This window comes from Roseiterribacter gracilis, assembly GCA_018332375.1.
Classification (GTDB): domain Bacteria; phylum Pseudomonadota; class Alphaproteobacteria; order BOG-932; family Roseiterribacteraceae; genus Roseiterribacter; species Roseiterribacter gracilis.
The window spans coordinates 3,083,621-3,107,257 of record BOPV01000001.1 but is presented as its reverse complement, the minus strand read 5'-3'; the positions used below and the strand labels follow the sequence as shown (position 1 = coordinate 3,107,257).

The following is a 23,637-nucleotide window of genomic DNA, read 5'->3' as shown; positions in this document are numbered from 1 at the left end:
TGCCCGTCGGCATCCGGATAGGGCCGGTATACGAACGTCTACCTAGACGACGCCGGCGAGTGCCGCCTGGGCGGCGAGTTCGGAGCGCGTGCGTGCGCCCGCCTTGCGGAACAACACCGCAAGTCCCGACTGGACCTGGGTTTCTTCCCAGACCAGACGCCGCGCGATTTCTTTGTTGGTCAGGCCGCGCGCGACCAGCGCCAGCAATTGATATTCGCCTTGTTCGAGCATGCCGAGCCAATCGGCGCCGGCATCGGCCGCACCGCGTTCGGCCGCATCAGCTGCCATCGGAACGTAGCTGCCGCCGGCGAGCAGCAACCGGATCGCAGCCGCAAAGGCGGGCGGCGACAAGGTCTTGGGAAAAAAGCCGCGCACGCCGAGCTGCAGCGACGCGCGCACCTGCGCCGCGCGCGCAACGCCGGCGATCAAAGCGATCGGTGTTTCGGCGAACGCTGCCTGCAGCCGTTTCAAACCGCCCGCGAAATCCATGCCCGGCAATTCGGGATCGATCATCACCAGATCGTAGCTGCGGCCCGCATAAGCGACCGCATCGTCGAGCGAGAAAGCTTCGTCGATCGCACCAGGATCAAACAGTTCCAGCAACCGCGCGCGGATCATCGCACGGTCGACCGGCAGATGTTCGGCGAGCAGGAAGCGAACCGACATCAGCCGAGCACGACCTGCGCTGCGCGTGCCACGGTTTCGGGTGGCACAGGTTTCAGAATGAAGGCGTCGGCACCGGCTGCCAGCGCGCCTTCTTCGGTCGCGCCGTCGCTATAGCCGGTAGTGAGGATCACGCGCAGCTGCGGATCGGCGCGTTTCACCATCGGGATCAGCGCAGTGCCGCGCAAGCCGGGCATCACCTGGTCGGTGACCATCACGTCGAACCGGCCCGGCTGTTCTGCAACCCACGCCACCGCTTGTTGCGGCTGGGTCGTCGCTGCGACTTCGAGACCGAGACGACGCAAGCCGATCGCCATCGCATCGAGCAAGTCGGGTTCGTCATCGACCAGCAGCAGCGACAGCGAACGCACCGCGGGCGGCTTTTCGTTGCGATAGGTCGCGGTGTCGCGCGTGGTGGCCGCCGCGAAGGGCAGGAAAATATCGAACACGGTGCCGCGTCCGATATTCGACGACACGGCGTAGGCGGCTTGATGGCCGACCAGCAGACCATGCACGACGGCCAGGCCAAGCCCGGTGCCGCGACCGCGTTCTTTCGAGGTGAAGAACGGTTCGAAAATCCGGTCGAGCACGGCTTGGCTCATACCGGCGCCGTTATCTTCAATACGCAGCCGCACATAGGGCTGTTCGAGATCGAGCGCGCCATGCACCAGGTGCGCATCGTAGCCCGGCCGTTCGTCGCCGCCCGCTTCGAGCGGCGAGGTCGAGTTCGAGCGGATCAAATCAATCGACAACGCGATCCGGCCGCTGCCGTCGGGCAGCGCGTCGCGCGCATTGACGCACAGATTGACCATCACCTGCTGCAACTGCACCGCGTTGCCGAGAATCGTCGCGGGCGCTGCTGTGATGGTGAGCTGGATGTCGGTTGCGGCCGGCAACAGGCCGCGCAGCAGCTCGCGTGCTTCTTGTGCGACGTCGCGCATGTCGAGCGGCGCCATCGCCATGTCGCGCCCGTGGCTGAAGGCCAGGATCTGCGCCACCAACTGTTTGGCGCGATCCGACACGGTCAGAATCTTGCTGGCGTAGGATTGCAGCTCGGCGTTTTCCTGGAGGTCGTCGCGCAGAAAGCCGGCAAAGCCGATGATCGCGCCGAGCATGTTGTTGAAGTCATGCGCGATGCCGCCCGCAAGCCGGCCGACTGCTTCCATCTTGGCTGCCTGCGCCAACTGGCTGCGCAGCATTTCGCGTTCGGTCTTGCTTTCGATTTCGGCGGTGACGTCGCGCCAGCTTGCGATCGAACCGCCGTCGGCCAGGCTGTTGCGCAGCACGCGCACGAGCGCCTTGGATCCGTCGAGGCGCGTCCACTCCACGACGTGCGAGCTTTCTTCGTCGCTTTCCGGCGGCAGCGCCGGCAGCAGCGACATCGCATGTTCGTCGATCAAATCGTCCTGGCTGAGACCGATCTGATCGTACGCCGACCGGTTCGCAAAGGTGACGCGACCGCCGCGATCGACGACCAGGATTGCGTCGACCACCGCGTCGAGCGACGCGAAATTCTTCTGCCGCAACGCCGACAACATCGCGAGGCCGACGATGTTGGCAACGGCGCGCGCAAAGATCTGCTCTTCCAGCAACCATTCGCGCGGCGCAAAGCCGTTGAAGGCCAGCGCGCCGGCGTGGCGGGAGTCGACCGGAAAGCGGATCAGCAGCAGCGAGCGCGTGCGCTCGGAGATCTGTTCCAGCTGCTCGGGCGTCGTGTCGGTCAGGGTGTCGTTGATGACCGTCGCGGCGCTCGACGAATCGATCCAGCTTTGCGGAATCCGGTCGTAGGGATAGCTGGCGTGTTCGTACCGCATCCCATGATCTTCGCCGTAATAGGCGACGCGATCGCAGCTGCGCGCAGCAACGTCGATCTGCCACAGACCGACCCGTTCGCAATTCATGCCTTGGGCGGCGAGCGGCAACACCGCCGCCGCAACATCGGCGGGGCTCAGCGAGCCGTCCATCTGCAACCGCAGCAGCGCGAGCAGCGCCGATTGATGGCGCTCCAGCATCGCGCGGCGCCCTTGCAGCAAAGCGGCGGCGCGATGCGCGTCGGTGACGTCAATCGCAATCGCCTGCAGCACTTCTTTGCCGTTCCACAGCGTACGGCGAATTTCCAGATCGACCCGGATCAAGGTGCCGTCGGCGCGCCGTGCGGGGACGTCGCGTTCGAGACGCGCGCGCCCGTCGGGTGGTGCCACGTCCCACAGGACCTGGTCGGTGATGTTGTTGCCGGTGCGACTGATCAGCAGCGGCTTGATCGTACCGAGATGCAACAAGGCTTGCGGCGAGTCGAAGCCGTAAATCCGCGCGAAGGTCTCGTTCGCGAAGATGGGCTTGAGCCCGTCATGGATCAGAATGCCCTGCACCGATCCGTGCAGAATGCGCTGCATCGCGATCGCGCTGTCGGCGAGCGCGCGGTCGCGGCGTTCCTGATCCAGCGCATAGTCGGTGACCAGACCGAAGAAGCAGGTCGCTGCCGTGTTGAACAGGATCACCGCCACAAGCGTGCCGTCGGCGATCATGTCGGGCAGCGTATGCGGCGGCGACGACAGGATCTGCGACAAGGCATAGGTCGGGCCGGCGGTGATGCCGACCAGCGCGTACCCGATCAGGTTGCGCTTCATCCAGCCGCGCCGCACCGCATAGGCAAACAGAAGCGCGACGGCAAAGCTGAGCACGATGTTGCCGATGCCGGCGGCCGCTTTGGGGCCGCCGATCATGAGGCGGAACAAGATCGCCGATGCGGTCACCAACATGCCGTGCGGCAACGGCACGTCGAGCGCGGCGAAGGTGATCGGCACGCGCCGCATGTCGAACTGACCGCCGACACGACCGAAATTGAACGGCAGGAAAATCGTGACGCCTGCCAGCACGATCAGCAGCAGGGTCGGAAACCAGCGATCGCCGGTGCGCACGGCACGCGTCAGCACCCACGCATAGGCAAGCACGCCGACGCCGATCAGCGTTCCTTGCTGCGCCAGGCCGATCGCGATCTCGCGAAAGAGATCGGTCGCCGCAATGGGAGCCGCCTCCGTCACGTCGCGCTGCTGATCAGGGTAAGCATAAGAAAGACTGAGGCCTCGTTTGGCGGATGCTCTCTTAATTCGCGCATCGCACGGGAGCTGCATCAGGATAGGGCAGATATCCGTTCGGATATGCGACCGGTCCCAACCGCAAGACGTGCCACGCGATTGGGCCGTTTGCGGCGGCCAAGGCGCGCCTATAGTCGGGATGTGAGTGACCCAGGCTACGCGGCCCTGCGGGGTCTATGGGAGTCGAAGCGAGGCGGCAGACGCTTCCCCGCCTGGAGTGACTTTGCGCAAGAAGAACTGCGGCGCTACTGGCCGCATTCGATGCTGCTGGACGTGCTGCCTGGCCCCGATTTTCGCTACAGCCACTACGGTGCAGGCCTGACAATTCTGTTCGGCAACGACTTCACCAACCGCACCACCTCGTCGCTGGCGTCACCCGAACGGCAGCGCGTTGAGCGCGATTATCTGCAAGCGCTTGAAGGCGAGCCGTGCTTCGTCACGATGGAACGGCGCATCGACGGCATTCGCTATCGCAACGTGCACAAGCTGATCCTGCCGCTCGGCACGGATGGTGAAAGGGTCGACGCGCTGCTGGTGCTGCTCGGCGTCGATCCTGTCCGAGTCTAGCGTTTCTTGGCGGCGCGCCAGGCTGCGAAGTCGGCACGCGTCTGTTCTTCGATCGCGGGATAGAGGCCGAGGATCGGTCGGCCTTTCAGCACTTCTTCGGTGACGAAATCCTCGAACGCAGTCATCTCGACCGCTTCGTCGGCAAGTTCTTGCGCGAGATGTGCGGGCAGAACCACCACGCCCTCGCCGTCGCCGACGATCACGTCGCCGGGAAAGACCGGTGCGTCGCCGCAGCCGATCGGCACGTTGATGTCCATCGCCTGGTGCAACGTGAGGTTGGTCGGCGACGACGGGCGCTGGTGGTAGGCCGGAATCGAAAGCTGGGCGATTTCAGGTGAATCGCGAAAGCCGCCGTCGGTGACGATGCCGGCAACGCCGCGCACCATCAGGCGCGACACGAGGATCGATCCGGCCGACGCGGCGCGCGCATCTTTGCGGCTGTCGATCACCAACACCGCACCGGGCGGACAGGTTTCGATCGCGACGCGTTGCGGATGCTCGCGGCTTTGAAACACCGACAGTGGATTCAAATCTTCGCGCGCCGGGATGTAGCGCAAGGTGAAAGCCTCGCCGACCATCGTGCCCGTATGCGGGCTCAACGGGCGCACGTCCTGGATGAACTGGGTGCGCAGGCCGCGTTTGTAGAGCGCGGTGGTCAAGGTCGCGACGCTGACCTTTTTCAGCTTGTCGCGCGTCGCAGTCGAAAGCGCCATCGCAGCCGCCTTTACAGAATATCGGGCTCGGCGCTGGGCGCGCCAAAGCCGGTTTCGAGAAAGTCGAAATCGCAACCTTCATGCGCCTGGCGAATATGCTGGCCGAACATCCAGCCATAGCCGCGTTGATGCCGTTCCGGCTGCGGCACCCAGGCGGCACGGCGACGCGCGAGTTCGTCGCCACTGACCCGCAGCTCGATCGCGCGCGCCGGCACGTCGATCGCGATCATATCGCCGTCGCGCACCAATCCCAGCGGGCCACCAATTTGCGCTTCGGGCGCAACATGCAGCACGCAGGCGCCGTAGGACGTGCCGCTCATCCGCGCGTCCGAGATCCGCACCATGTCGCGCACGCCTTGCTTCAACAGCTTCTTCGGGATCGGCAACATGCCCCATTCGGGCATGCCCGGTCCGCCGCGCGGCCCGGCATTGCGCAACACGATGACGTGATCCGGCGTCACGTCGAGATCGTCGCGATCGAGCGTCGCTTTCATCGTCGGCACGTCATCGAACACCAGCGCCGGTCCGACATGCTGCAACAGATGCGGCGCGCAGGCGCTTGGTTTGATCACGCAGCCGTCGGGCGCGAGATTGCCGCGCAGTACCGCCAGCGCACCTTCGCGATAGACCGGATTGTCGAGCGGGCGAATGACGTCGTCATTGTGCACGACGGCGCCCGCCAGGGTTTTGCCCAAGCTTTTTCCCGCGACCGTCATCGCGTCGAGATTCAGCAGACCGCGCAGCCGCGACATCAATCCCGGCAGGCCGCCGGCATAGAAGAAATCTTCCATCAGATAGCGGTCGCCGCTGGGTCGCACATTGGCGAGCACGGGAACGCGGCGGCTGGCCGCGTCGAACGCGTCGAGCCCAAGCTCGACACCGGCACGGCGCGCCATTGCAACGACGTGAATGATGGCGTTGGTCGAACAACCCATCGCCATCGCGACCGTGATCGCATTGTCGAATGCGGCGCGCGTCTGCACGCGACCCGGCGTCAGATCTTCCCAGATCATTTCGACCGCGCGCCGTCCGGCAGCAGCGGCCATTCGCGCATGCGCCGCATCGACGGCGGGAATCGACGACGCGCCCGGCAAGGTCATACCCAGCGCTTCGGTGATTGCGGTCATCGTGCTGGCGGTGCCCATCGTCATGCAGTGACCGGGGCTGCGCGCGATGCCCGCTTCGATGTCGGTCCAATCACGTTCGGTCAAATTTCCGGCGCGGCGTTCGTCCCAATACTTCCAGGCATCGGCACCCGATCCGAGCGCTTGTCCGCGCCAGTTGCCGCGGATCATCGGCCCCGCTGGCAGAAACAGCGCCGGCAAGCGCGCGCTGGTCGCGCCCATCAACAGGCCGGGCGTTGTCTTGTCGCAACCGCCCATCAACACCGCACCGTCGACCGGATGCGAGCGCAACAGCTCTTCGACCTCCATCGCAAGCAGGTTGCGATAGAGCATCGTGGTTGGTTTGACGAAATTCTCGGACAGCGACAGGGCCGGCAATTCGAGCGGAAATCCGCCCGCCTGCAACACGCCGCGCTTCACCTCGTCGACGCGCGTCTTGAAGTGCGCATGGCAGGGATTGATGTCGGACCAGGTGTTGACGATCGCAACCACCGGTTTGCCCACCCAATCCTCCGGCCCGTAGCCCATCTGCATGATGCGCGAGCGATGGCCGAAGCCCCGCAGATCGTCCGGTGCAAACCACCGGGCGCTGCGGAGCTGATCGTAGGTCTTGCGTGCCGTCATACCGTTTTCACGAACCTGCCAGATCGTGCGCGACCGGCAGATAATAGTCTTTCCAGCTGGCTGGTTTGGTCTTGAGGGTGCCGGACGCGAACAGATGTTCGGCAAAGCGCATCGTGCCGTGCGGCGCCGCGTCGTAATCCATCATGCCCGGCTGCTTCAACAGTTCGAGCAATTCGTCGACCGGCGTCTTGTCGTTCGAAATCTCGCGATAGGTTTCGACCGCGCGCTTGGGATCGCTTTTGATCATCTGCAGCGCTTCCAAGGTTGCTGCCTTGATCGCTTCGATCACTTTGGGATTCGCTTCGGCGTATTTCGTCGTGGTGAAGAAATGCGCCTGCGTCAGGCCTTCGGGGATCACATCTTTCGAGGTCAGAATCGGGCGCGCGCCGGGCACGTTCTTCTGTTCGAGATACGAATAAGGCGGCGTCGTGAAGTGCGACTTCACCTCGTGGCTGGCATTGGTCATCGCGATATAGGCGTCGGGATGGCCAAGCTGCACCGTGTTTGGATCCAGCTTCGCCCATTGATCGGCGCCGAATTGTTTGGCCGCCGCGATCTGCAGCAGGATCGCCTGGGTCGAGACTTTCACGGTCGGCACCGCGATCTTGTCGGTCGGGCCGTAATCTTTCAGCGACTTGATGTTCGGATCGCGCGTCATCAACACCATCGGCTGCGCCGAGCAAGCGACGATGCCTTTGACGCCGCCTTTGGTGCGATCCCATAGCAGCAGCAGATTACCGACGCCGGTATTCAACACGTCGACATTGCCCGACAGCAACGCATCGGTCGCCGCACTGCCGCCCGAGAAGGTCAGCCACGACAGAGCCAGATCGTTCACACCCAGACGCTTGGCGTGCTTCTCGATCAGCTTTTCTTTTTCGATCACGTGCGTCGGCAAATACGGAATGCCGGGCTGGCGGGTGACTGACAATTTTGTTTCGGCAAAGGCCGGCAGCGACAGCAGCAGCAACGCGCCAACAAGCCCGGCCGCAAGCTGCGGGTGTTTGATGGAAATCATGAAGCCCCTCCCAGAATGCGCCGGAATTTCCCGGTCGTTTTCCGCGCCGGATCGGCGCTTTTGGAACGCTAATGCATTAGTGCACGGCCTCACAAGCATACGCTACAATCGGCGTCATGGCGCAGCTTCGCGTCCGCACCGAACCGTTGAACCGGCATCTTCGTGCCGCGCCGCAGCTATTTGAGCGGCTGCGCGAACGCATCATTGCGCTCGATCTTTTGCCCGGCATGCCGCTGTCGCGCGTCGAGCTGATGGACGAGTTCGGCACCAGCGTGACGCCGATCCGTGATGCACTGCAGCGTCTGGCCGACGAAGGGCTGGTCGAAATCTTTCCGCAGCATGCGACTGTGGTCAGCCGGATCGATCTAGCCCATGCAGCGCAAACCCAATTCCTGCGGCGCTCGATCGAATTGGAAGTCGTGACCACGCTGGTCCGGGTTGCAGACGAGGAGACATTCGGACAGCTCCATACGATCCTGACCCAGCATCGCGCGGCATTGAACGATCTGGCTGCGTTCAAGCGGCTGGATATGCGCTTTCACCAGGCGATGTACGAAGCGGCGGGCGTCCCTGATTTGTGGGCGCTGGTGCGCAGCCGGTCCGGCCATATCGACCGGTTGCGTGCGCTGCATTTGCCGATCGCGGGCAAGGCCAAGGCGATCCTGCGCGATCACGGCCGTATTCTCGAAGCGCTGGAAGCGCGCAACGCCGCTGCAGCGCAGCGTGCGGTGCACGAACATTTGTCGGGGACGCTGACGCAAGTCGCGGCAATCGCCAAACGTCATCCGGATTACGTGCGCGAATCGTAAAACTCGTTGCGGCCGCGCGCAGCATGACCCTACGCTGCCGCATGTTTCGTACCGTAGCGGCCGCGTGCCTGCTGTTGATCACCGGCGCTGCACATGCCGCCGTCGATCGCATCGAGATCCTGTCGCGCACCAAGTTTGCCGACGGCGCCACGTTTGGCGAGGTTGGCGCGTACGAAAAACTGCGCGGCCGCATCTGGTTCGCGATCGATCCCAAAGATCCGGCCAACCGCGCGGTCGCCGATATCGATCTGGCGCCGACCGATGCGCGCGGGCTGGTGCGGTTTTCCGCCGACCTCGCAATCTTGCGCCCGGCCGATCCGGCCAAGGCGAGCGGCACGTTTCTGTACGAGGTCAACAATCGCGGCGGCATGGGCGCGCTGCAGCGTTTCGCCGAAGCAAAGAACGCCGACGATCCCGGCACCGGCTTTCTGATGCAGCGTGGCATGACGTTGCTGTGGTCGGGTTGGGCGACAGACGTCGAACGCAGCCCCAACGCATTGCTCGCGCAATTGCCAATCGCAACCGATCGCGGTGCGCCGATCACCGGACGCGTCGCCTATGAAATCATCGTCGACGCGCCGAGCGACGACGCAGTCTTCACCGGCATGCGCGGCACCGCCTATCCACGTGCCGACAGGCCCGACGCGGTGTTGACCGAACGGACTACGCCGGACGGCGCGCGCAGCGTAATCGACGCGGCGCGCTGGTCGTTTGCCACCGACGTCGTTGCCGACAAGCCAGGTAAGCTGCGTCTGCAAGGCGGGTTCAAACCCGGCAAGATCTACGAGTTGATTTACACCGCGCGCGATCCGCATCTGGTCGGGTTGGGCCTGGCCGGCATTCGCGATCTGCTAGCCTATGCACGCGACAACGGGATCGAAGGCGCCGCACCGGCGCAGCGCGTGCTGGCCTTCGGTATTTCGCAATCGGGTCGCGTGTTGAACACGATGCTGGCGACCGCGCTTGCAATCGATGAACGCGGGCGCGCCGCGTTCGACGGCGCATTGATCCATGTATCGGGTGCAGGCAAAGGCAGTTTCGATCACCGTTTCGCGATGACCAGCCGGCATTTCTCAATGCTGGAAGATCACGCCTATCCAACCGAATCTTTTCCGATGTCGCCGGCAAGCACGGTCGATTCCACGACCGGCGAAACCGGGTCGCTGCTCGACGCGATGCGCGCCAAGAGTCTGTCGCCCAAACTGATGTGGGTGAACAATGCGAGCGAATATTGGAATCGCGCTGCGTCGCTGCTGCATACCGATCCGCTGGGACGGTTCGATCTGCCCGAGCCCGACAATGTGCGCATCTATGCGCTGCTGGGCGCGCAGCATTATCCCGGCCGCGATAAGGCGCGCGGCAACTTCGCCAACTGCGTCGACCCGCTGCAATTCCAGCCGGTGATGCGCAGTTTGCTTAGCGCATTGGAAGATTGGGTGCGCGCCGACAAAGCGCCGCCACCGAGCCGGCATCCACGCATCGCTGACGGAACCTTGGTGACGGTCGACGCCTACAAACGCGCCTTCCCGCACATTGCGGGCGTCGCTTTGCCGGTGAGCAATCTGGTGCCGCCGCGACTCGCGCTGGACACCGTGCCGCCGACCGTCACCGGCAGCTACACGACGTTGGTGCCCGCGCCCGATCGCGACGGCAATGATCGCGGCGGCATTCTTCCGGCCGAGCTGCTGGCGCCGCTTGGCACGCGCACCGGCTGGAACACACGCACCGAAACCGTGGGCTTTGCGGGATCGACCGGACGGTTCGACGGATCGTTCCTGCCCTTCGCGCGCAGCGAAGCCGAACGACGCGCAAGCAACGACGCGCGCCCGTCCCTGGCGGCGCGGTGGAACAATCGAGAGTCGTATGAGCGCGCGGTGCGCGTCGCAGCCGAGCGCAATGTCGCGCAGGGCTTTCTGCTGGCGTCCGACGTGGACGTGCTAGTCGCGCGCGCCGGGCGCTTCTACGACCGCGTGCGCGCGCACGATCCCAAGGACCGCGGCTGCGGCTATCTTTTTGATGAAAGCTAGCGCGCCTACGCGCGCGGGTTGTTTGACCCGGCGTAAGCTCATGCGCGTGCCACCGCGTCGATGATGGTCGGATTGCCGTCGGCATCGACGGCAACGAAGGTGAATTCGGCCGAGGTCACTTTGAACCGGTCGTGGTTGCCGCCGCGCAGCGCCCAGGTTTCGATATGCAGCGACAGCGACGTGTTTCCGACGCGCGTAATGTCGGTGTAGCAGCACACGACGTCGCCGACTTTCACCGGCGCCAGAAACGTCATGTCGGTCACCGCCACGGTGACGACGCGATGTCCGGCGCGGCGACCGGCGCTGATCGCACCGGCTGAGTCCATCAACGACATGATCCAGCCGCCAAAGATGTTGCCGTGCGGATTCGTGTCGGCGGGCATCGCCAGAACACGCACTGCGAGCTCACCGGCAGGACCCGGCACGGTGCGAAGAAACTCCGCCTCCTGCGTCGTATAGGGCCACATGATTCTTCCTCCTGCTGGCGACTCATATTGCATCGCAGCATTAAGAATTTCAAGCCCCTGTTGATTCTGGCGCGACAACTTGTGCGCTGCACACAGAATATGCAGTCGCCTATTCGGCAGCATTTCCAAGTTTGCGAAAGGACGCAGCGCAGTGCGCAAGGAACGCCTGCGTGACTTTCGCCTGCGGCGCATCCGCCGCAGTCAGAAATCCATAGATGTGCTGCAAGCGCGGACGGAACGGGCGCAGCTGCATCCCGCCGCGCAAATAGGTGCGCGCCATCAGCTCGTTCAAAATCGCAATGCCGACGCCGTTGGCAACAAACGCGCAAGCCGATCCGATCGTCTGCGTTTCCAAGCGCACGCGCGGCGCAACGCCGGCGCGATCGAATGCAGCATCAATCGCCGCGCGCGAACGGCGCCCCTGTCCCAGCAGAATCAAATTCTCGTCGCGCAGGTCGGTTGCACCGATCGTCTCGAGCTTGGCGAGGCGATGACGCGGCGGCAGCACGCACACGGTTTCGTTGATGGTCAGACGCTCGGCGCGCACGCCGGGATGATCGACCGGAAGCCGGCCAAAGCCGCAATCGACCGCGCGCGTCGCAATCAGCTGGTTCGCGGTTTCAACGTCGCGCGGCGAGATCGACAGGCGCAGCTGCGGATTTTGCGACAGGAACGACGCGACGATCGGCGCCAAAGGTCCTTCGACCAGACTCGGCGGCGCCACGATGCGCAGCTCGCCCACTGCGCCGTCGCCGATATTGCGCGCCAAGGTCGCAATGCGATCGAGACGGCCAAGCGCCAGGTCGACTTCGTCGGCAAGAATGCGCGCCTCGGGCGTCGCGACCAGCCGCCCCTTTTCGCGCCAGAACAATTCGAATCCGACGTCGCGTTCGAGTCGCGCCAGCAGACGCGACACGGCAGGCTGGCTGATACCCAATTCGCGCGCCGCGGCGGTTGCCGAGCCGCCTTGCAGCGTATGGCGAAAAGCGTCGAGCGCGCGGAGATTGAGCTTCACGCTCACGAAACTAGAGGAGAAGACGGAGCGTGTCGCCGCGTCGTTCGAAGCGCGTCCCGTACGAGGACGATGCCGATGCAAGACGGTCGAAGATCCGCGTCGCATCGTTGCCGGACGCGATCTGCGGACGACCACGCGTTGCAAATGGATCCACACCATTGCCGCGTTCGTTGAGCGTCAGCGGCACAAGCTCCAACGCGCTGATCCGGCCGCCTTCGAATCGAAGGTCGGCGATGACGCTGTCCCATGCCGCTTCGGGATAGCGACCCGGCCTGGTGCGCGTCTGAAAAAACAGGCTGGCAAGATCGTAGAGAATGGCGCGGCCATTGCGCAGTTCGACGCCGGCCAGCGACGGAAAACCGTGCCCGACGAACAGATGCGCGCCACGATCGACGCAACGCCGTGCCCACTCTTCCAGCCAGCGCGGCGGCAGCGCGGGATCGGCTTCGTTCCAATCGTGATTGTGGTGATAGGCGATGACGAGGTCGGACCCGCGCGCGGCGCGATCGATCGACGCCAGAATGCGCGCCGCATCCTCGGCATCGACGACGCCACCTTGTTGGCGCAGCTCGTTGACGCCTGGATGATCCTTGGCCGCAGCGCCGCCAGCGCGAATCTTTCCCGTCGCCATCGATACCAGCGCGACGCGTCCTGCAGGCACGTCGAGAAACGCCGGCGCGCCGGCCGCGGCGAGATCGCGCCCGGTGCCGGCATGCGCGAACTTGGCCGCACGCAGCGCCGCGAGCGTGCTGTTGATGCCGCCGGTACCGAGATCGAAAGCGTGGTTGCTCGACACGGCCAGCAAATTGACCGATAGCGCGCGCAAGGTGCGCAGCACGCCTGCGGGTGCAACGTGCAAGGTTTCGAGATCGCGCGTCGGCCCTTCGGTGCCGGCGCCTTCAATCACGGTTTCCAACTCGCTGAACACAACGTCGGCGCCGCGCAGACGCTGCGCCAACGCAGAAAAACCGGGATAGTCCGCTTGTTCGTGTTGGATCAGCGCCTGGCCCAACGCGTGAACGCGAAAGCTGCGCGGTTTCTTGGCCGCCGGCACAAAGGCCAGCGCGGCGGCGGCGGCAAGAAGATCGCGGCGGCGCATGTCAGTAGTGAATCAGTACCGCGATCGCCATCACGCCCAGCGACAGAACCGCCAGCAGCGCGACCAGCGGCAGCGCGAAGCGAAACCACTGTCCGTAAGAAATTCCGCCGGTCGCGAGAAACGCCAGCAACATGCCCGAGGTGGGTGAGATCGTATTGACCAGCCCGTTGCCGAGCAGAAACGCGAGTACCGTCGACTGGCCCGTCACATCGGCCATCTGCGCAATCGGTCCCAGGATGGGCATCGACAGCGCCGCCTTCGCCGACGTCGATGGGATCAGCAAAGTCAGCACGATTTCGACGCCCATCAATGCGTGCCCGACCAACACCGGCGGCATGCCTTTGGTCTGTGCCGCCATGCTGTGAATCAGCGAGTCGAGCACGCGTCCGTCACGCAGCACGATCTCTACGCCGACCGCCATGCCGACCAGCAGGCCGGCCAGCATCATCGACTGCATGCCGTGCACGAAATGATGCACCGCGGTCGCAGGCCGCATGCGTGCAATGAGCGCCAGCAGCGCGGCCAGGCCGATATAGACGGCAGAGAACTCGGCATAGTGCCAATGAAGAAGCGCTGAGCCGCAGACCAGCACGGTTGTTCCCGCCGCCAGCACCAGCATGATGTTGCGCTGCGCCGGCGTCAGTTTCGGCGCGTCGTGCGCGGCGCGGCTTTCGTCGGGCTGCCGCGCCAGGCGCATCACGAACGCGATGCCGATCGAGAGGAAGACGACCCACAGCGCAAAGCGGAACGCAAAACCGCTGAACACTGGCACGCCGACGATCGGCTGCGCGACCAGCAGCGCTACGGGATTGGTCACCGAACATAGATAGCCGATCTTGGCCGCGACGGTGACGAGCGCGAATCCGAAGAGCGGCTGCAGCCCCATCGCGCGCGACAGGCTGAGCATCATCGGAATGATGACAAGATATTCCGACACCAGCCCCAGAAACGTGCTGCCGGCGGAGATTGCCACCATCAGCAACGGCGTGATCAGGCCGGCGCGGCCACGCGTCAACGTCGCCAGGCGAACGATCGCCGCTTCGAGCGCGCCCGTGGCGCGCAAAACGCCGAACATGCCGCCCAGGAACAACAGCATCGCGATCAACGCCGCCGCACGCGCCATGCCTGCCGGGATTGCGGTGACGATTGCGATCGGACTGGCCGGCCGAGCGGTATCCTGCGCCGCCTTCGACGGCAGCATCGCCGCCAGATCACGCGACTTGTCGATGTGATGAAACGTGTGGGGGATCACCAACCCCTTGGCGTCGCGTTCGTAGGCGCCCGAGGGAATCAGCCACGTAAGCGCCACGGCGATCGCCAGCGCGACGAACATCATCAGCACGGGGTCGAGCGACCAGCGTTTGGGCTGCGCCGCAGCTACGGACGGGGCAGCCGTGTGATTCATTCGTCCTCGCTCGCGATCGGTAGCAGCATATGCGACGCGTGCGCCGCGTCGAGATAGAGACGGTTGTGCGCCACGTGCCGAACGTCCGGCATGCCCTGCACGCCGCCCGTGCCCGGATTGGGATCGAAATGCGGGAAGGAGCTGCTGGCGATTTCAACGCGGATCCGGTGGCCGACGTCGAACCGGTTCGCGGTCGGAAAGCTGGTCAACGCAATCTCGTAGATCTTGCCCGGCTCGAGCAGCGACGGCGCAGTGAAACTGTCGCGATAGCGCAGCCGCAGCACCGCGTGGCAGAGATTCATCGCATAGCCGCTGGGATGTACGTCGATCAGGCGCACGACGAGATCGGTGTCGGGCCGATCCGACGACACGAACAGGCGCAGCTCGGCCGCACCCAGCATCGTCATCGGCTGCGACAGCGGTGCGGTTTCGAACGACAGAACGTCATCGCGATCGGCGAGCGGCCCGTACGGTGCCGTGGCGCCGAACAGACCCGGCCGCGTCGATTGATCGAACGCACCCGCATCCATCAACGGCGCGCCCGACGCCATGGCGCCGCCGATCGTCGGCACCGGATGATCGGGGTCGTGCGTCCAACCCAGCGACGCACGATCTTCGGCCGGCACATCTTCGGTCAGCGTCCCGTCGCGCTGCAGATAGAACGGCAGCTTCGTGACTGGTGCCGGCGGAAATTGCTGCGCGTCGTGCCAGGTGCCGCCATGCATGACGCGCCCGTTCTTGTCGTCGCGCCCGTCGCCACCGCCCATCACGAACACGCGCACGTTCGGCGCCGGCACGATGCGCGCGTCGGGTTTCAGCCAGCGCGCAAACCAATCGAGACGCAGCGCGTCGTAGTCGCGCGCGACCGATCCGTCCAAGGTCGCATTGGCGCCGAATTCGACGTCGCCGGCATAGGATTCCGACCGGCGCCCGTGCGTCCACGGCCCCATCACCAGCGCCATCTGGCTTTGCTTGGTTGCAACCAATGCATCGAACGTCGCCAAGGTCGTCGACGCATAGGGATCGTACCAGCTGCCGATCAACAGGCTGGGCACGTCGGCGATCTGGTGCAGATAACGGCGCGCGCACAAATCCGGACGCTGCCAGAACGGTCCGTCTTCGGCGTGTCGCCATTGCTGCAGCACGTAGTCTTCGAATTCGGGTGCTGCAGCGAGCGGCGAGTTGCCTTCCGACCACGGCCAGCGCCACACCCAGTCTTCAATCCGTTCCGCTTCCAACGCAGCGCGGCGCGCCGGGTCACGCAACGTCTCGGGCGCCAATCGCGCGTGTTTGATCGCCCAGGTCAGTTGCTTCAGTTCAAGACATCCGCCTTGCCGAATGCCGGCCTGGAACGCGTCCCAAAAGCCGCCTGAATCGAGCGCCATACAGGCGAGGCCGCGCGGATTGAGACAGGCAGCGGCGAGTTGCGCGTGCGCTTCGTAGGACAGCCCGTACGTGCCGACGCGCCCGTCGCACCATTCCTGGCGCGCGACCCATTCGATCGTGTCGTGCCCGTCTTCGGCTTCGTGCACGTATTTGCTGAATTCGCCGTCCGAGCCGTAGCGGCCGCGGCAATCCTGCACCACGACGACATAGCCTTCGCGCGCAAACTTGGCTGCCACGTCCGATCGGCGCCGCGGCGTCGGATCGACGACGCTGATCTCGGCCATGGCAAGACCGGTCCTGTCGTACGGCGTCCGTTGCAACAAGGCCGGCAGCGGATGTGAGACGCCGTCCGGACGGTAGATGTCGGCGACCAGAACCGTGCCGTCGCGCATCGCGATCGGCACGTTCGTCTCGACCGCGACTCCGTCTCGGTTCAGCGTCGCGGTCGAGCTCTGCATTCTTAGAATTTGGCCTGCACACGCACGTACATAAACGTGCCGCGGATGTCGTACGTGTACATGTCGAAATTGATCGGGTTGTTGGCGGCCGAAGCGGGCGGCATCTTGTTGAAGATGTTGTCGACGCCGAACGTCACGTTCGTGTTGTAGGCGTCGAAATTGTAGCCCAGCTGCACGTCCTGATAGACGATCGCAGCAACCCGGCCGCCATTGACGGCGTTGCCCGCAATGTCGGCGCTGCCACCGATATAGCGCGCCTTCCAGCCCGCTTCGAACGCATTGCGATCCCACCGCACCGAGCCGACGCCTTTCCAGCGCGGGAAGGTTGCGCGCGGCTGATCCGACTTGCCGGCGCGTTCATCGACCAAGGTCGAGCCGTCGGTCTGCGGCACGAAGTTGGTGTAGTGCAGCAGGCGCGACGCATCGATCACAGTCGTGAAGTGACCGATCTCAGTGTGGAAGCCATAGCGCGCCGACAGATCGATGCCTTCGACTTCGATACGGCTGAAGTTCGCCACTGCTTGCAACAGCGACTGAACTTCGCCGGTCGCAGCGCGACGGATGAAGGCGCAGGACGGTCCGTTGGTATTGGCACACTGAGTCAGAATTTGCTGCGCCGTCTGGCTTGCGATGGCGTCGAAGATTTTGATCTTGAACCAGTCGCCCGTCAGCGTGAGGCCCGGAATAAAGGACGGCGTCAGCGCCGCACCCGCGCTCAAGGTGCGCGCAGTTTCGGGTTTCAGATTTGAATTGCCGCCGATGATGCCGTGGATCAGGCCGTTGCCGAACTGGTTCTGGTTGTAGCTGCTCGGCACGCCGGCGCAGCCGGGCAGGTTGCGACCACCGCCATTGCACGGGTCGGTCGCCTGAAAGTCAGTGTTCCGCCGTCCCTGAAAGAGTTCGAGAATCGATGGTGCGCGGAAGCCTTCGGAATAGGTGCCGCGCAACAGCACGTCTTGCACCGGGCGATAGGCGAGGCCGAGTTTGGTCGTCGCCTTGCTGCCGAACGTGTCGTAGTCCGAGTAACGTACCGCACCCGACAGTTCGAGCTTCTTCGCGAACGGAAGATCGGTCAGCAGCGGTGCATTCAGTTCGAGATAGGCTTCTTTCAGCGAATAGGCACCGCTGGTCGCGTCGCGCGCGGCACTGGTCGTACGCGACAGGCCAGTGACGAATTGCGGCGTCGCATTCACCACCAGATCGGGATGGTCGTACGCAGTCTCACGGCGATATTCGACGCCGGTCGCAAGCCCGAGCGGGCCGGCCGGAAGTTCGAACAGGCTGGTCGAAAGATTGGCCGACACGTCGAACGACGCGGTGCCGTTCTCGTCGCGCGCATTGTAGCGCACGTAATCCGCCATTGCCGGCGTGATCGTGCCGAAGATGTTGATCGGCACGCAGCTATTGGCGGCGCAACGCGCATTCGGGCCAGTCGCAAGTGCCAGCTTGTCATAGTCGAGCTGGTTGACCGATCTGAAGCTGGCGTCGGCGCGGCCGTAGCTGGCTTGCGCATCCCATTTCCAGCTGCGGCCCAGCGCATTGAACGAACCGTCCAACCCGCCCGCGAAACGCACCGTGTCGATATCCTGCACGTTGTCGCGGTCGCCGACCTCGTTCATCACGCGCTGCAAGCGCAAGGTCGTGCCGGTCAGCGCACGGCCGAATGGATTGAACGGGTGATCGGCGGCGATCGAGAAATTGTTCGAGCCGCGCACGTCGAGCAAGATCGGCGAGAAGAGCTGATCCGATTTGCGCTTGTTGTAGAGAACGTCGGCATGCGCCGTGACGCTGTCGGTGATGTCGTAGGTGACGCGGCCGAAGGTGGTGAAGCGCTTGGACGGTCCGGTTGCGTCCTGACCTTGCGCCAGCGTGTTGAAATCGTCGGCCGGCAGCGCAGCGACGCGGAAATCCGCAGCCGACGTGCCGGCAGCACCCGGAATGCGCGTCAGGTTCGAGGTCGAGACGCCGGGCAGCAGAAACAGACCGCGCGGGCTGTTGGGTGCTGCGGTGACCGGCGCGTAGGCGCGCACGGTGATGTCGCGATCCTTGGTCAGGATCGGGCGCATATCGACCGCTTCGAACGACAGCATGGCGCCCAAACGGCCCCATTTATGGCCGACCGTCAGATCGCCGATCAGTTCGCGCCCGTCATTTTCTGACGTGATGCCCGCCTGTGCCTTCGCTTCGACACCTTCAACAGTTTTCTTGAGCACGATGTTCACGACGCCGGCGATGGCATCGGCGCCGTAGATCGACGAGGCACCGTCTTTGAGCACTTCAACGCGATCGACCAGCCCAAGTGGGATCGTGTTCAGATCGACGAAGTCGCGGAAACCGCGGCCGCCCGTGCCGTTGACCCAGCGATGACCGTCCACCAGCACCAGGGTGCGATTGCCGCTGCCCTCGGCGCTGCCGAGATAGCGCAGATTGACCGAGCTGATGCCGAACGCGGTGCCTTGCGTGCCGTTCGAATTGAGGCTGACGCCGGTGGCGGGCAGTTCCTGCAGCAATTGCCCGACCGACTGCGGCGCCGAGTTCTTGATGTCTTCCTGGGTCAGCGTCTGCAGCGGACCAACCGACAGCGCGTCACGCCGCGCGATGCGCGAACCGGTGACGACGACTTCTTCGGCCACGGTCGGCGCTGCAATCTGCGCCTGGGCCAGCTCCGTCGAGCCAAGCAGCGCGAGCGCGCTGACAAAAGAACAGGCAAATGCGCGCTGCGCGGCGGTGGTCCGGGCCATGTCGTCTCTCCGTTAGCTTCCCGGGCGCCGTTCTTGTTTTGCGGAGTTGGCCTCCAGCTGACGGCACCTGGGGCCGACGCTGCAAGCATCCGCCACCGCATAACAAGATCATGCGTGAACCGCAGGTTGGTATGTCCGGAGGACATGGAGTCGGGATTCGACTCTCGGCCGGGAGCTTTCGCGCCGCCCGCGGGTTGTACGTGGCAGGAGTGCACATGATCGAAGTCGAAACCCAAGCTGATCGCGATGTCGTGTTGCGTGAGCGTGCGCGTCTGGCGGAAGCCGGCGCCGAACGTCGCGCCAACCCGAGCGAATTGCGATTCCTGGACAAGATCCGTGATCGCGCGCTGGCCGAAGGCGATGAATTCGCAATGACCGACGAGCAGCGCAGCAACTATGCGCGCATCGTACGCGACGTATTGGACCGCACCGGATGGCGACCCACGCGCCGCTAAAAGGGCGCGTCCGTGCGCCCGTGAATTTGCAAGCGCAGTCGCGCGTCACGACGCGTCGACCAACTGAACGCGAAGAACGCGCCAATGCCTGGACGCACGGCATCGGCGCGTTGCTGTCTTTGCTGGCTGCCGTGTCGTTGATCGTTCTGCCGCCGGTGCGCGCATCGAGCGTCACGATCGCAAGCTGCATCGCCTTTTGCATTGCGGCGCTGATTACGATGGGCGCTTCGACTGCGCATCACGCCAGCGTCTGCGAACGAAAGAAGCGTCTCTTTCTCGCCTTCGATCACGCTGCAATCGGCATTCTGATCGCCGGCAGCTGGACCGCATTTGCAGCGGTATCGTTGCCCGCACGTGACCTGCCGCCGTTGCTGGCTGGGCTGTGGTCCGCCGCGTCGATTATCGCGATCGAACAATTCGTCTGTCTCAGCCGCGGCTGCGAGCCGTGGCTGGAGCAATACAGCGCCGCGTTGTTTCTCGCGATGGGATGGATCCCGGTTGCGATCTATGGCGACAAGGTTCTCGCAGGCTTGCCGTATGACAGCGCCGTGCTGCTGAGCGCAGGTTGCCTGTCCTACACGACTGGCGTCGTCGCCTATGTCGCGCGGCGCGTGCCGTTTCATCACGCGGTCTGGCATGTACTCGTCGTCGCAGGCGCGACCCTGCATTTCTTCGCCTTGCGAGCTGCGCTCGCCTGATTGTTTGCCCTGCGAGCTTCGCTCGCATATGGGCGTGCGAGCGGCACTCGCCTGAGCCGGTTAACATCTGTGACCATTGCGAGACCGCACTGTTCGCAGGCGGCCTGCACCCCACATTCTATTTCATGACCACACGACGTGCCTGGATGCTGGCAATGCAGCTCGACGTTCGCCACGGCGAAGCGGCGATGGGCGAGGTTGCCGATTTGTCCAATGCGGCGCGGCAAGCGGGCCGGTTCGATCAGGTCGCGCTGTACGAAGATATTTTGCGCGCGCTGCTGCAGCTCGACGACATGGACGGGCGGCGGCTGAACTAGCTAAATGGCGGCCCATCCACGGGTTGAGCCGTCATGACCGAGACCGTTCCTGCAGAGCTGACGCAATACCGGCGCAGCATCGACAATCTCGATGCGGCGCTGATTCACATTCTCGCCGAGCGATTCAAGGTCACGCAGCAGGTCGGTCACCTGAAGGCGACGATGGGCCTACCGCCTGCCGATCCCAGCCGTGAACGCGAACAGATCCAGCGCCTGCGCACCCTGGCGGTGGATTCGCATCTCGATCCCGATTTCGCCGAGAAGCTGCTTAACTTCATCATCAATGAAGTGATCCGCCATCACGTCGCAGCGTCCGATAATCAAATTGGCTAAGTGGCAAATCGGGTGACGCCATGGTCGACCGCGACAAGCTGATCCGCTCGAAAGAGAAATGGGCCCAGGAAGGTCGCTTGCTGGCGCCCGATCCAGGCCCTCAGGAATCAAAGGGGCGCGAGCGTCTGCCGGTGGGGCAGCGTCTGGTCAAAGACTGGCCGGTGCTGGATCTGGGCACGCAGCCGAATTTGAATCCAAAAGACTGGACGTTGAACGTCCTTGGCGCGGTGAAACGCCCGTTCAAATGGAGCTGGGACGACCTGCAGCGCGAAACGCCGGTCGAGCGGACCAGCGACATTCACTGCGTCACCGCCTGGTCGCGCTACGACAATCGCTGGCGCGGCGTATCGATGAATCGCGTGATCGAATTGGCGCAGCCGAAACCGGACGCGAAGTTCGTCATCCTCAAAAGCTACGACAGCTACGCGACCAACGTGCCGCTCGCCGATCTGCAACGCGACGACGTGCTGTTAGCGACGCACTGGGAAGGCCAGCCATTGACGCGCGAACATGGCGGGCCGGTGCGGCTGGTCGTGCCGCATCTCTATTTCTGGAAAAGCGCGAAATGGATCCGGCAGATCTGGTTCACCGATCGCGACTCGCCGGGCTTTTGGGAATCGCGCGGCTATCACATGTACGGCGACCCGTGGAAACAACAGCGCTACGGCAGCGATAAATAAGCGTCAGTTGTGGTCAATCGGTAGTGCGCCCGCCTGCATCACCCACGCATGCATGCGGTTTTCGTAGACCGAGACGGTGGGCGGCGGAAACGTCGAGTCGGCAAACGCCCCGGTCGCGACCATGATGAAGTCGGGCATCGTCTCCGGCTCCCAGAAGACCGTGCCCCCGCAATCAGGACAGAAGGAAAATGTAGCGCGGTTGCCGCTGTCGCCGGCGCGCACATAGGTCGACCTGCGCCCCTGAATGTCGTGCACCTGGTCGCGCGGAAAACGCGCCTGGGCCGCGAACACGCTGCCGGTACGGCGCTGGCAGGGAAGACAATGACAGATCGAGATCCGCACCGGATCGCCATCGGCCATCAGCGATAATTGCCCGCAAGTGCAGGCCGCTTGTCGTGTCGTCATGCAGCCAGCGTAGCTAAGCTGCGTCAGGCTTTCGAGCGGCGTTTCGAACGCGCCTGGTTTTCGAATTGCGGCCCGAATTCCTGGGCAATGCGACCGCGCAAGGTCAGCGCGCGTTCTTCGAGCCGCGCTGCGCTGATCCGCGGCTGCCACCGTTCCATCGGCAGGCCGCAGCGTTCGACGAACACCATGTAGCGGCGCGAATCAAAATTGCCGTCGAGCCGGTCGAGCACGGTCTCGGCGTTGCTGCGCTGGATCGGCGCGCGCGTCATCGATTCCAGTTCGACCAGCGCGATGCGTTCGCGCAGCAATTGCTTGCGCAGCGCGGGCTCGTCGCACGGATCCGGCTTGCTGGTCAGCGAACGCACCCATTGTTTGGCCGCGAGCAGCGGATTCGACGGCCGGTCGGCCGCGATTGAGGCGGCGACTTTGCGCAGCTTGGGATCGTCCGGCGACGCGCCTTTGCCGGTTTCGAATTCGGCGAGCTGTGATTCGGCGGTCTGAAAAATTGCCTCGCGCGCTGTATCGAGATCCTCACTGGGATTGTTCGAGGTCAGCATGCTGGTGCCGAACAACAAGGCGGGCACCGCGACGACGGCGAGAATCGCGACGCGGCCGGCCCAGGCGGGCAGGGGGCGGCTGTCGAAACTGGAGGCGGCGGCCCGGCGCGGGGACGATTTGGACTTCATGCGATTCTCATCTGCACCGGAATGCTCGATAGAAGCGTTAATCGGACATGAGATGTAGCGCCGCTTTCGGCATCCCGCCACGTGGGCGTGCACAGCGATGGAATTGCGCAACAGCGGGCGACGGTCGGCGTCCGCCGGCGTTCCAAACGCCATGGCTACGACCGAGGAAACCGAGCTGAGCTCGCTACGCCCGACCGCACCCCAGCGCCGCTGGCTGACCGTCTTGTCCGAGAATCTGTTGGGCTTGGCGCGCGATGGTGACGTGAGTCTTGCAACCATGCGTGCCTGCGAACGACGCGGCTGGTGCGAGTTTCGCGAAGGACGCTTCCCGACCGAACATGCGGGCAAACAGTGGTTTCTGACCGACGCCGGCCGTGCCGTGCTGGCGCGGACCAAGCCGCGCCGCTGAGATCACTCAGTCTTCGGTCGGCACCGGGGCCGCGGGCGCGCGCATCACCATCATTGCCAGCTTGGCGCGACCAAGCGGCTTGGGCACGAACTGCACGTCGGGATCGGTGATCCCGGTCGCGTAACCCGACGTCAGGAAGCAACGCAGGCTGGGACGGATCTGCCGCGCCGCCGCCACCAGCTGCAGCCCGTCAATGCCGGGGATCAGCAAATCGGAAATCAGCGTCTCGATGCTGGCGTGCCGCTGGATCAGGCCCAGCGCCTCTTCGCCCGACCAGGTCGAATAGACCGTACAGCCGAGATCGCGCAGCAGCGCGACACAGGTCTCGCGCACCAGACTGTCGTCATCGACCAACAAAACTGCAGCACCCGGTTTCGACAAAGCCGCCTATCCCGATTCCGGGAACCCGGGCCGCGCCGGCCGGGTTTTCCCAGTTGATTACG

The 23,637-nt window shown here is 64.1% G+C and carries 23 protein-coding genes; 9 read left to right on the top strand and 14 right to left on the bottom strand.

From position 1 onward, the window contains the following. Nucleotides 1–42: 42 nt before the first annotated feature. Both TMPK1_RS15545 and TMPK1_RS15540 read right to left on the bottom strand, forming a co-directional pair. On the bottom strand, nt 43–666 hold the full coding sequence (locus TMPK1_RS15545) for a response regulator transcription factor (RefSeq protein ID WP_420244061.1): 624 nt from the start codon (nt 664–666) through the stop codon (nt 43–45). Beyond that, on the bottom strand, nt 666–3,704 hold the full coding sequence (locus TMPK1_RS15540; protein WP_420244060.1) for a response regulator: 3,039 nt from the start codon (nt 3,702–3,704) through the stop codon (nt 666–668). Before TMPK1_RS15540 ends, TMPK1_RS15545 begins: the two co-directional genes overlap by 1 nt. 315 nt (nt 3,705–4,019) lie before the next feature. Between TMPK1_RS15540 and TMPK1_RS15535 the strand changes: the two genes are divergently transcribed. After that, a complete protein-coding gene (locus TMPK1_RS15535; protein ID WP_420244059.1) occupies nt 4,020–4,325 on the top strand; it encodes a PAS domain-containing protein in 306 nt (101 codons plus the stop codon). Here the strand turns inward: TMPK1_RS15535 and TMPK1_RS15530 are convergent. From TMPK1_RS15530 to TMPK1_RS15520, 3 genes are read right to left on the bottom strand one after another with little or no spacing between them, the layout of a single operon-like run. Then, nucleotides 4,322–5,038: a ribonuclease activity regulator RraA gene (locus TMPK1_RS15530; RefSeq protein WP_420244057.1), complete on the bottom strand. Its 717-nt coding sequence runs from the start codon at nt 5,036–5,038 to the stop codon at nt 4,322–4,324. The two genes, TMPK1_RS15535 and TMPK1_RS15530, sit on opposite strands and share 4 nt — an antisense overlap. Nucleotides 5,039–5,049: 11 nt before the next feature. Next, on the bottom strand, nt 5,050–6,786 hold the full coding sequence (gene araD, locus TMPK1_RS15525; protein ID WP_420244056.1) for an L-arabinonate dehydratase: 1,737 nt from the start codon (nt 6,784–6,786) through the stop codon (nt 5,050–5,052). Between the two features lie 7 nt (nt 6,787–6,793). Beyond that, nucleotides 6,794–7,804, bottom strand: coding sequence for an ABC transporter substrate-binding protein (locus TMPK1_RS15520; RefSeq protein WP_420244054.1), 1,011 nt, complete (start codon nt 7,802–7,804; stop codon nt 6,794–6,796). A gap of 116 nt (nt 7,805–7,920) precedes the next feature. Between TMPK1_RS15520 and TMPK1_RS15515 the strand changes: the two genes are divergently transcribed. After that, on the top strand, nt 7,921–8,613 hold the full coding sequence (locus TMPK1_RS15515) for a GntR family transcriptional regulator (protein ID WP_420244052.1): 693 nt from the start codon (nt 7,921–7,923) through the stop codon (nt 8,611–8,613). Between the two features lie 41 nt (nt 8,614–8,654). Further along, complete coding sequence (locus TMPK1_RS15510; protein ID WP_420244051.1) at nt 8,655–10,640, top strand: alpha/beta hydrolase domain-containing protein; 1,986 nt, start codon at nt 8,655–8,657, stop codon at nt 10,638–10,640. A 38-nt stretch (nt 10,641–10,678) separates the two neighbouring features. On the opposite strand, the gene TMPK1_RS15505 is transcribed toward TMPK1_RS15510, so the two are convergent. From TMPK1_RS15505 to TMPK1_RS15480, 6 genes are all read right to left on the bottom strand, one after another. Beyond that, complete coding sequence (locus TMPK1_RS15505; RefSeq protein WP_420244050.1) at nt 10,679–11,107, bottom strand: acyl-CoA thioesterase; 429 nt, start codon at nt 11,105–11,107, stop codon at nt 10,679–10,681. 109 nt (nt 11,108–11,216) lie between these two features. Beyond that, nucleotides 11,217–12,122 (bottom strand): LysR family transcriptional regulator, encoded by a 906-nt coding sequence (locus tag TMPK1_RS15500; protein WP_420244049.1) that lies wholly within the window; start codon nt 12,120–12,122, stop codon nt 11,217–11,219. A gap of 10 nt (nt 12,123–12,132) precedes the next feature. Then, nucleotides 12,133–13,221: a CapA family protein gene (locus TMPK1_RS15495; RefSeq protein ID WP_420244048.1), complete on the bottom strand. Its 1,089-nt coding sequence runs from the start codon at nt 13,219–13,221 to the stop codon at nt 12,133–12,135. Between the two features lies 1 nt (nt 13,222). After that, a complete protein-coding gene (locus TMPK1_RS15490; RefSeq protein WP_420244047.1) occupies nt 13,223–14,626 on the bottom strand; it encodes a hypothetical protein in 1,404 nt (467 codons plus the stop codon). Next, entirely contained in the window at nt 14,623–16,470 is a 1,848-nt protein-coding gene (locus tag TMPK1_RS15485) for a CocE/NonD family hydrolase (RefSeq protein ID WP_420244046.1), read from the bottom strand. The genes TMPK1_RS15490 and TMPK1_RS15485 overlap by 4 nt, the downstream gene beginning before the upstream one ends. A 2-nt stretch (nt 16,471–16,472) precedes the next feature. After that, a complete protein-coding gene (locus TMPK1_RS15480; RefSeq protein WP_420244045.1) occupies nt 16,473–19,211 on the bottom strand; it encodes a TonB-dependent receptor in 2,739 nt (912 codons plus the stop codon). A gap of 215 nt (nt 19,212–19,426) precedes the next feature. Between TMPK1_RS15480 and TMPK1_RS15475 the strand changes: the two genes are divergently transcribed. The 5 genes from TMPK1_RS15475 to TMPK1_RS15455 all read left to right on the top strand — a co-directional run bounded on the left by TMPK1_RS15475 (nt 19,427) and on the right by TMPK1_RS15455 (nt 21,694). Then, nucleotides 19,427–19,666: a hypothetical protein gene (locus tag TMPK1_RS15475; protein WP_420244043.1), complete on the top strand. Its 240-nt coding sequence runs from the start codon at nt 19,427–19,429 to the stop codon at nt 19,664–19,666. A 20-nt stretch (nt 19,667–19,686) separates the two neighbouring features. Next, nucleotides 19,687–20,364: a PAQR family membrane homeostasis protein TrhA gene (gene trhA / locus TMPK1_RS15470; RefSeq protein WP_420244042.1), complete on the top strand. Its 678-nt coding sequence runs from the start codon at nt 19,687–19,689 to the stop codon at nt 20,362–20,364. Nucleotides 20,365–20,489: 125 nt separating this feature from the next. Beyond that, nucleotides 20,490–20,681, top strand: a complete 192-nt coding sequence (locus TMPK1_RS15465) for a hypothetical protein (protein WP_420244041.1) — start codon at nt 20,490–20,492, stop codon at nt 20,679–20,681. A 33-nt stretch (nt 20,682–20,714) separates the two neighbouring features. Continuing rightward, nucleotides 20,715–21,014, top strand: a complete 300-nt coding sequence (locus TMPK1_RS15460; protein WP_420244040.1) for a chorismate mutase — start codon at nt 20,715–20,717, stop codon at nt 21,012–21,014. Between the two features lie 20 nt (nt 21,015–21,034). After that, nucleotides 21,035–21,694 (top strand): sulfite oxidase-like oxidoreductase, encoded by a 660-nt coding sequence (locus TMPK1_RS15455; RefSeq protein WP_420244039.1) that lies wholly within the window; start codon nt 21,035–21,037, stop codon nt 21,692–21,694. A gap of 3 nt (nt 21,695–21,697) precedes the next feature. On the opposite strand, the gene TMPK1_RS15450 is transcribed toward TMPK1_RS15455, so the two are convergent. Together TMPK1_RS15450 and TMPK1_RS15445 are read right to left on the bottom strand one after the other, a co-directional pair. Then, nucleotides 21,698–22,099, bottom strand: coding sequence for a GFA family protein (locus tag TMPK1_RS15450; protein WP_478212886.1), 402 nt, complete (start codon nt 22,097–22,099; stop codon nt 21,698–21,700). Nucleotides 22,100–22,122: 23 nt separating this feature from the next. Beyond that, complete coding sequence (locus TMPK1_RS15445; RefSeq protein WP_420244037.1) at nt 22,123–22,785, bottom strand: hypothetical protein; 663 nt, start codon at nt 22,783–22,785, stop codon at nt 22,123–22,125. A gap of 151 nt (nt 22,786–22,936) precedes the next feature. Between TMPK1_RS15445 and TMPK1_RS15440 the strand changes: the two genes are divergently transcribed. Beyond that, complete coding sequence (locus tag TMPK1_RS15440) at nt 22,937–23,194, top strand: hypothetical protein (RefSeq protein ID WP_420244036.1); 258 nt, start codon at nt 22,937–22,939, stop codon at nt 23,192–23,194. A 6-nt stretch (nt 23,195–23,200) separates the two neighbouring features. On the opposite strand, the gene TMPK1_RS15435 is transcribed toward TMPK1_RS15440, so the two are convergent. Further along, a complete protein-coding gene (locus TMPK1_RS15435; RefSeq protein WP_420244035.1) occupies nt 23,201–23,575 on the bottom strand; it encodes a response regulator in 375 nt (124 codons plus the stop codon). Nucleotides 23,576–23,637: the final 62 nt, after the last annotated feature.